At 67.2% G+C, this 8772-nt stretch carries 6 protein-coding genes; 3 read left to right on the top strand and 3 right to left on the bottom strand.

Features of this window, described 5'->3' with window-relative positions; all coding sequences use genetic code 11:
- The first annotated feature begins 443 nt into the window (after positions 1–443).
- Positions 444–1283, top strand: coding sequence for a sugar phosphate isomerase/epimerase (locus H5T65_02580; GenBank protein ID MBC7258112.1), 840 nt, complete (start codon positions 444–446; stop codon positions 1281–1283).
- Between the two features lie 9 nt (positions 1284–1292).
- Here H5T65_02580 and H5T65_02575 read toward each other — a convergent pair whose 3' ends face one another.
- Together H5T65_02575 and H5T65_02570 are read right to left on the bottom strand one after the other, a co-directional pair.
- Positions 1293–2171, bottom strand: a complete 879-nt coding sequence (locus H5T65_02575) for a hypothetical protein (protein ID MBC7258111.1) — start codon at positions 2169–2171, stop codon at positions 1293–1295.
- Between the two features lie 68 nt (positions 2172–2239).
- Complete coding sequence (locus H5T65_02570) at positions 2240–3904, bottom strand: DUF11 domain-containing protein (protein ID MBC7258110.1); 1665 nt, start codon at positions 3902–3904, stop codon at positions 2240–2242.
- 641 nt (positions 3905–4545) lie between these two features.
- On the opposite strand from H5T65_02570, the gene H5T65_02565 reads away from it, so the two are divergent.
- Complete coding sequence (locus tag H5T65_02565; GenBank protein MBC7258109.1) at positions 4546–5247, top strand: rhomboid family intramembrane serine protease; 702 nt, start codon at positions 4546–4548, stop codon at positions 5245–5247.
- Between the two features lie 20 nt (positions 5248–5267).
- On the top strand, positions 5268–6113 hold the full coding sequence (locus H5T65_02560; GenBank protein ID MBC7258108.1) for an ATP-dependent Clp protease proteolytic subunit: 846 nt from the start codon (positions 5268–5270) through the stop codon (positions 6111–6113).
- Between the two features lie 3 nt (positions 6114–6116).
- On the opposite strand, the gene H5T65_02555 is transcribed toward H5T65_02560, so the two are convergent.
- A complete protein-coding gene (locus H5T65_02555) occupies positions 6117–8726 on the bottom strand; it encodes a hypothetical protein (protein MBC7258107.1) in 2610 nt (869 codons plus the stop codon).
- Between the last annotated feature and the right edge of the window lie 46 nt (positions 8727–8772).

Below are 8772 nucleotides of genomic sequence, written 5' to 3'. Positions count from 1 at the left end.
GAGAGCGTAGGGCTGGTTCCTTTACCTGCCCCTGCGACGCACCACGGAGGTGCGTCGCAGGGGGCGCACAGCGAGCATAGGGCAGGCTCCCACACCCGCCCCTGTCTCCGGCGGCTACGGAAAGCCGCCCTACATGTCTGCGAGCATAGCGCGGCGCGGCCAAAGACCCCAAAGGTCTATTTTCCATTCGCGTGGATTCGCGCTATTCGCGGTTACAACTCCGCGGGCAGGTTTCTACACGTGCCCCTGTCCCCGGCGGCTACGGAAAGCCGCCCTACGTGTCCACGAGCACAGCACGGCGCGGCCAAAGACCCCAAGGGTCTATTCTCCATTCGCATGGATTCGCGCTATTCGCGGTTACAACTCCGCGGGCCTGCCCGTCGGTTTGCGCGCGGGCCGCTAACTCCGTACAATGCGACGAACGTCAACATCGGAGGCGCAACGTGATCCTTCTATCCACTGGCACCCTCAACACCCTGGGCCTGTCCCGCATCTTCGCGCTGGCCGCCGAGGCCGGATTTGACGGCGTGGAGATCATGGTGGACGGCCGCCTGGACACCCGCGACGCGCCCTACCTGCGCCGCCTGTCGTCGGACTACGGCCTGCCCATCGCCGCGATCCACAGCCCGTTCCTGCCCGACGTGGGCGGCTGGCCCGCCGACCAGTTGGGCCGCCTGGAGCGCACGCTCGCGCTGGCGGGCGAGTTGGACGCGCCCCTTGTGGTTACCCACCTGCCCTACCGCCTGCACCTGCTCCGGGTTACGGTGAGCGGTCTGCAGCCCAGGCGATTCTCCGCGCCCCTGCCGTGGCTACGGCGCGAGCCATACTACGCTCTCCTGCGCAATGGCGGCCTGGCGGCGCTGGAAGACGAGACCGGCATCACGATTGCTGTGGAGAACATGCCCGCGCGGAGGTTCCTGGGCCGCCTGTGGGGGCTGTACTGGTTCAACACGCCGCAGGAGTTGCGCCGCTTCCCGCACCTGACGCTGGACACCACCCACCTGGGCACCTGGGGGCTTGACCCCGCGGCGGTGTACGCGCAGGTCAGCGATCGCGTGGTGCACGTGCACCTGTCCAACTTCGCTGGGGGCAAGGAGCACCGCCCGCCTGCCGACGGCGACCTGCGCCTGGGCGATTTCCTGCGAGCGCTGGCGCGCAGCGGCTACGCCGGCGCGGTGAGCGTGGAAGGCGAGCCGGGCGCGTTCCACGCCGAGGACGAGGCGCTATGCCTGGCCGAACTGCGCAGCGCCCTGGCGTTCTGCCGGGAACACCTGGAGCGCTAGCGACGCCCTCTACATCGCCGCGCGGCCGTTGTGCACCCAAATCTCCTGATGGCCGGTGAAGTCCTTCGCCAAGCGGCGCGTGATGGCGGCCCTCAGCGTCCAGGTTACCACGCTGCGCCCCGTGCGGCGCGAAGGGCATCCCTGCTTCGGGATCGCAAGGCTGAACGGCAAATCCTCGGCCATGCCCGGCCGAAAGTCCTTGCCCCCGGCCAACTGCACCTTGGCTTCCGTAACCGAGTAGGTGTTGCCCAGGCCGCGCGGCACGTACTCCGTCCGCACCAGTTCCAGGCGCACGCCGCCCGCGCCAAAGCCCTTGCGCGGGCGCACCCGCACCAGCCCCTCCACCTGCTCGCCCTCCACCCAGTCCAGGCGCGGCAGTATGAACTTGATGTCGGCATCATCGGGGTGGCTGCACACCCCGAACTCGCCCGACTGGCCCGGCTCCGGAGGAGGCGGCACGATGAGGGGAATCTCTACCTCCGCCGAGATGTCCTTCTTCATCGGGCGATCCATGACCGCCTTGACGAGCCAGCGATTCTGGACAATCTTGCCGGCGTAGGGTGGTACAGCATCCAGAGGAATGCGGAAATCCACCTTGTACGACTCGCGAAAGCGCGCCGGAATCGTCCCTTCGCCCACCAGCGTCTCGCTCAGTAGGGCATCCTCGGCCGTCGTCCAGACGCTGGACGTGTCCCCCTCATCATCGCGCTCGCGGTACTGGTACCGTTCCCACAGCACAAGCGCCACGCGAACCGAACGCACCTTGACTTCGGTCTCAGTTTCCAGCGCGACCGTGGCATGGATGGTCTCGCCGGCGTAGTAGGGCAGGCCGGCCTTGTCCACCGAAACGCGGATGTCTGCCTTCTCGCTCTTCAAAAACCCCAGCATCGTCTCCCCCTCCGTGCAAGGGAATCAAACACGCGCCACCGCAGCCTATCGGGGCGCACACACGAACGCTACGGAAACGTGATCTCCCAGAACCCCTTGCGTTGCCAGGCCGCGTAGTGGCCGTCATCGTCCAGCGCGCTGGCATACACATACCGCCATCCTGCGAACGCGGGCTTGAACCGCAGCGCCCAGTTGGACACCAGGGTGTTGGCCGTGCCCACCGCCGTGCAGTCGGCCACGTCCACAATGACGCGGCTGTTCTCTATGGTGTTGGGCGACCCAGGGGCGTAGCCGCCGAGCCATGCCGTATTGGCGTCGTTGCGCAGGAAGATCTTGTTCAAGTCCCGATTGTAGGCCAGATAGACGGCATCGCCGCTCACGCTAGGTGATTGCGCCACGAGCAGATACACGATCTTGAGATTGTCCACGCCGTCGGGGTCGCCGAACTGCGTAACGAGATGGGCGGCGTCGCCCGCGCGGCTCGCGCCCGAAGGCGGGTTCACCGCGCCCACGCACGGCGGGTATCCCGCCGTCCCCACGCCCCACGCGCCGATGTTCTGCCAACCTGAATTCAGCCCGCTGTAGTCCGCGCCGGCCACGTACAGGTTGTACACGCGGCCCGCGAACGGCGCTTTGAACGTAACCTTCCACCGCACCACCAGCCTGCCGTCCACGTCGGCCACGGAAGACTCCGAGACGTGAAGCGTGGCGCGGGTCGTGCTGACATCGCCGCCGGCGCCAGGCGCTCCGCCTACAACCCACGCCGTGCCCGCGTCGTTGCGGATGCTCATCTTGTTCACCTGGCGGTTGTAGGCAAGGCCCACGCCATCGGTGTACGAGGGGGCCGTGTTGATGATGAAGTACACCAATTTCAGGTCGTCTATGCCGTCGGGATCTTCCACGACGGTAACCAGTTCCACCGTCTCGGCGGGGTCGCTTCGCCCGCACCACACATCAAATCCGGGCACCTGGGGAGCGCGGTCGGGAATGCGCGTGGCGGTCGGGGCGGGCGTGCGGGTGTGGGTCGGCGTGCGCGTCGGCGTCTGGGTAGGCGTGGGCGAAAGGGTCGGGCTGGGCGTGGCGGTCAGGGCCGGGCCGCGAATGTCGGTGCACGTCCAGTCGTCGTCCACGGGCGTGTCAGGGTCATCGGTCGGCTCGTCGCCCACGCACGGCCCCGACGGGCACCGCACGGATACCAGGCCCACGTTGCAGATGCGCTCCGGGCCCGCCTGCACCACGACGCGGAACCGCACGGTAGCCGCACCGCCCGGCTCCACGCTGCCCGCCACGATGATGGGAATCTCGCTGACGACGCTGCCCTCCGGCGAGACGTTCACGCTCCCCGCCACGAGGGCCGTCCCGGGCGGCGCCTGGTCGGTGAACGTGAACGCGGCTGTGGCGGCCAGGTTGGACTGGATCAGGACGGTGTATTCCACCGTGTCACCCGGGGAGACCTGCCCATCGCGGGCCAGGTCGTCCACGAGCGCATCTACCTTCCACACGCAGAGCGGCTCGGTGCAGGCCGGGGGCCACGGCGTCGCAGTCGGCGCAGGCGTCAGAGTGGGGGTGGGCGTATCGCCGGGCGTCGGGGTCTCGGTCGGCGTCTCGGTGATCCCCGCGATGGGCGGGGGCGCTGCCTGCGTCTGCGGCGACGAGAACGCCGCGACTCCCGCCGCCAGCACAACCAGGGCCACTAGGACAAAGGGCATCGCGTTGCCGCGTTCGCGCTCCATGGCAGTCCTCCTTTTGCAGTAACGCAGAACCCGACCGCGCGGGTTCGCGTTCGGTTGGACGCAAGGATAGCACCTCCCGCGCCAGCCGTCAAGGGTACTCCCGCGCTCAGGGGCGCGAAACGGCATGGCGAAATGCGGCCGGGCGCTCGACCTCACCTAACCCCCCAAACCCTCCCCTTCCGAGCGGCCCCGACCGGGCGCATCCCCAATGTTCCTAATCGGGTCTCCTGGGCGGGAGAACGGCAATCTCCGCCGAGAGGCAGCGAACGCTCCTCATAGGGAAAGTGGAGCCGCTTCGGCCCTCCCAGGATAAGTATGCACCAAGCCTGCTCGGATGGCTATTCGGGTTGTTAAGGTGCCGGTGTGAATATACAAGAGGAAGGGGAGGGCCAGGGTGGGGATGGGTGAGGTTAGATACACGGGCCACGCACGGATACCGCACAACTACCTGCCCCGCCTGCGACGCACCTCGGAGGTGCGTCGCAGGTGGGGCCGCACAGTGAGCATAGGGCGGGTTCCCACACCTGCCCCCGCCTCCGGCGGCTATGGAAAGCCGCCCTACGTGCCTACGACCACAGCACGCCGTTTGACGCGAAAACGCGCAGGCATTATCATTGGGCAACGCCAACGCAGGAGGTCCCATGATACCACTGAAAGACACCATACGGGCGCGGGGGTTCTCCATCGTCAACTGGCTACTCATCGCGGCCAACGTGGGAGTGTTTCTGCTCACCACATGGCTCAGCCCCAGCCAACAGGAGTGGCTCATCCGCACGCTCGGCGTGGTGCCCGCGCGCCTCCTGGGCCATCTGGACCTGGGCCAGATGCTGACGCTCCTGACATCCCAGTTCCTGCATGGGGGCTGGTTCCACCTCATCAGCAACATGTGGGCGCTGTACATCTTCGGCGACAACGTGGAGGACTGCATGGGCAGCCGCCGCTACCTGCTGTTCTACCTGTTTTCGGGCGTCGTGGCCGGGCTGGCCCAATCGTTCCTGTCACCGGGATCCAGCGTGCCGATGGTCGGCGCCAGCGGGGCCATCGCGGGTGTCCTGGGCGCCTATTTGGTGTTGTTCCCCCAGTCGCGGGTCATCACACTCGTTCCGGTGTTCCTGTTCCCGTGGTTCGTGCAGATACCGGCTGTCCTCTACCTGTTCCTGTGGTTTGTGTCGCAATTGTTCAACGGGCTGTTCGCCCTAGCCGCCGCCGGCGCAGTGGGCATGTACGGCGGCGTGGCCTGGTGGGCGCATGTGGGCGGATTCGTTACCGGTCTCGTGCTGGCGCGATTGCTGGTGCAGCGCGGGTACAACCGCTGCTACGCCGACGAAATCTATCCCTGGTAAACCGCAAGGAGGTTCTCGCCATGTCGCTGTTTGACTTCTTCTGGATCTTCTTGATCATCTCCTCGCTCACCCCCTTGCTCCGGCAGAGGATGCTGGACGCGGCGCGTGTCCGCACCATGCGCAAACTGGAGGTGAAGCGCAAGAGCCGCGTCATCGCCCTCATTCATCGGCAGGAGACGTTCTCCTTCCTGGGGCTGCCGCTGGCGCGCTACATTGACGTGCACGATTCAGAGCAGATTCTGCGCGCCATCCACCTGACCGACCCCGAAGTGCCCATTGACCTCATCATCCACACCCCAGGCGGGCTGGTGCTGGCCGCCGAGCAAATCGCCTACGCCCTGTGCCGCCACAAGGGGCCGGTTACCGTCTTCGTGCCCCACTACGCCATGTCGGGCGGCACCATGATCGCGCTGGCCGCCGACCAAATCGTGATGGACCCCAACGCCGTCCTGGGGCCGGTGGATCCCCAACTGGGCCAGTGGCCCGCGGCCTCCATCGTGAAGGTGGTGGAGCAGAAGGACATCAACGAGGTGGACGACCAGACGCTCATCATGGCCGACATGGCCCGCAAGGCGCTGGGCCAGGTCAAGCGCACCGTGGCGCGCATTCTCGGCGAGAACAACATGTCCGCCGACAAAGCCGAGGAACTGGCGACCGTGCTCACCTCGGGCACCTGGACCCACGACTACCCCATCTCGGTGCACGAGGCGCAGGAGTTGGGCCTGCCCGTGAGCACGGACATGCCGCCCGAGGTGTACGAACTGATGAACCTGTACCCGCAGACCACACAGCGGCGGCCGTCGGTGGAGTACATCCCGACGCCCTACGCCCCGCCCGCCCGCCCCGCGCGCAACGGGAAGGACTAGCGCCTACCACGGTACGGTCAGCGTGCAGTCCTGCGTGGCCTTGACCCAGTAGCCGAAACCCGGCCGCATTTCCGCCAGGGTGTTGGCGAAGTCGGGAACCTGGGGGCTGTAACTGCGCCATAGGGCGCCGGGGGTTGCGGCGTCGTACTCAAATACCAGCGTGTACTTGCCGGCGATGGAAGCCAGCGCGTCGGGGACAGACCGCGCGACGCCCGCCGGATACCCGATGAGGTTCCAGCCCTCATACAGCGGGATGTCGGTCGTGGCGGGCGTCTCGCCTTCCACGGTGAGCGTGCCCGCCTGGGTCATGTGCACCCACAGCCCCATGTTGCGCGAGATGTAGGTGAGGTCGCCGCCCAGGCCGGGCATGTACGACTTCCACGGGTCGGCGGGGTCGCTGGCGTCCCAGGCGTACACCACGTCGTACTTTCCCGCGATGGATGCCAGCACAACCTCGGGCGCGCTCCCGTTCAGCACCCGCGGAATGGAAATCAGGTTCCAGCCCACGCCCAAGTCCTGCGAGAACGGCGTGGCGAAACTGTATTGCCACACGCTGCCGCCCACCGTACCGGCGAAGACCGTGGGGTTGGCCCCCGGCGAGATGCCCAGCGCCTGCACGTAGGTGTGCCCTAGACCGTTCACGAAGGCGCTCCACGTGGCCCCGCCGTCGGTGGAGCGGAATACGCCGCCGTTGTTGGAGCCGACGTACAGGGTGCGATCCGTGGCGAACTCCGAGGAGAGGGCGATAGACGTGATGCGGCGCGTGCCGATGGTATTCGTCAGTTGCGCCCACGACGCGCCGCCGTTGGTGGAGCGGTACAGTCCCCCGTCGGTGCCCGCGAACAGCGTCTGATCCGTGCCGAAGGCCGGCGACAGCGCCACCGCCCACACGCGCAGGTTGCCCAGGCCGCTGCTCGCGTTGGCCCAACTGGCGCCGCCGTTGGTGGATTTGTACACGCCGCCCTCCCACATGCCCGCGAACAGGGTCTGGTCCGAGGCGTAGTTGGGCGATGTCGCCAGCGAGTAGATGCCCTTCTTGGGCAGGCCGCTCAGGGCGCGCGCCCACGTGTTGCCGCCGTCGGTGGACTTGAACACGCCGGTAACGTAGGAATCGGCGCAGGTGGGGAAGTCCTTGCACAGGGTCCCCGCGAACACGGTGCGGTCGGCCGCGTAGTTCGGCGAGATGGCCAGCGCGCGCACGTTCTTGTTCTCCAGGCCCGTCTCAGGGTTGCTCCACGACAGGCCGCCGTCGGTGGTGCGGGCGATGCCGTTGCGCCCGCTGCCCATGCCCATGTGGTTGCCCGCAAACAGCGTGCGGTCACTGGCAAAGTTGGGCGAGATGGCCAGCGCGTAGGTGTCCAGCAGGCTGAACGTCTGCGCGTTGCGGTTGTGCCAGGTCAGGCCGCCGTCGGTGGAAGCGAAGATGCCCGGCCCGCCGCTGGCGCTGTACACCGTGCGGTCGGCGGCGAAGTTGGGCGACACCGCCAGCGCCGTCATCCGCTGCGCCATCATCCCGCGCCGCATAATGCTCCACGTGGCCCCGCCGTCGGTGGATTTCAGCACGCCGGTGCCGAAAGTCCCCACGAAAAGCGTCTGGTCGCTGGCGTAGGCGGGCGAGATGGCCATGGCCCACACGTCGGGGTTGATGCGGTTGCCCTCGTCCAGCCAGTCTATGTTGAACTGGTACATCGTCCACGAGTCGCCGCCGTTGGTGGACTTGAACCCCTGCCACGAGGGGCAACCGGTGAACAGCGTGCGGTCGGCGGCGAAGTTGGGCGACACGACGATGGACCCCACGTCCTTCTGCGGCGTGTGGCCGTTGTTGATGGCCGTCCACGACGCCCCGCCGTTGGTAGAGCGGAAGATGCCGCTGCTGCCCGTCCCCGCGAACATCGTCTGATCGGCCGCGTAGGCGGGCGAGAATGCCAGCGAACGGATGTCGGTCGTGGTCAAGCCGCTATTGATGGCCGCCCACGAGTTGCCCCGATTCGTGCTCTTGTAGATTCCGGCCGACGTGGCCGCGATGAGCGTGTTGTCGGATGCAAAGGCGGGGGAGATGGCCACCGCGCCCACGCTCACCGACCCGATGTTGGCGCGGATGTCCGTCCACGTGGCCCCGCCGTCGGTGGAGCGAAACAGCGCGTCGGTGCCGCCCCGGCTCACGTACAGCGTGCGGTCGGTGGCGAATGCGGGCGAAAAGGCGATGGCCCGAATCTCGCCGGAGTTGAGCGGGCTGGGCAGTTGCGCCCACGACCCGCCGCCGTCGGTGGAGCGAAACAGGCCCGAGTAGTTGGTGCCCGCCAGGATGAGGCCGTCGCTGGCGAAGGCAGGCGAAATCCCTAGCGCGTACACGGTCAGGTTCGTGAGGCCATTCCGCACTTCAACCCACGTCGCGCCGCCGTCGGTGGTCTTGAAAACGCCGCCGCCGTTGGTGCCGGCGAAGAGCGTTTGGTCCGCGGCGAAGTTGGGCGAGATGGCGAGCGCGTCCACCGCGCCGCCTTCAGGCCCGCCGCGCGACCAGACCCTGTCGCCGGCGCGTGCGGGCGCGGGCCACGCCGCAAGCATGGCCAGGCAGATGGCGACGGCAAGCGCCTTTCGGATTGCAGTTGGCATGGCGATTCCTCCCTTTCCCCCAGGCGCAAGTTGTGTGCCAGGCTAC

The sequence above is a fragment of the Chloroflexota bacterium genome (genome assembly GCA_014360805.1).
Lineage (GTDB): Bacteria > Chloroflexota > Anaerolineae > DTLA01 > DTLA01 > DTLA01.
The sequence above is the reverse complement of the archived record's forward strand: the minus strand, read 5'-3'. Positions and strand labels throughout refer to the sequence as shown.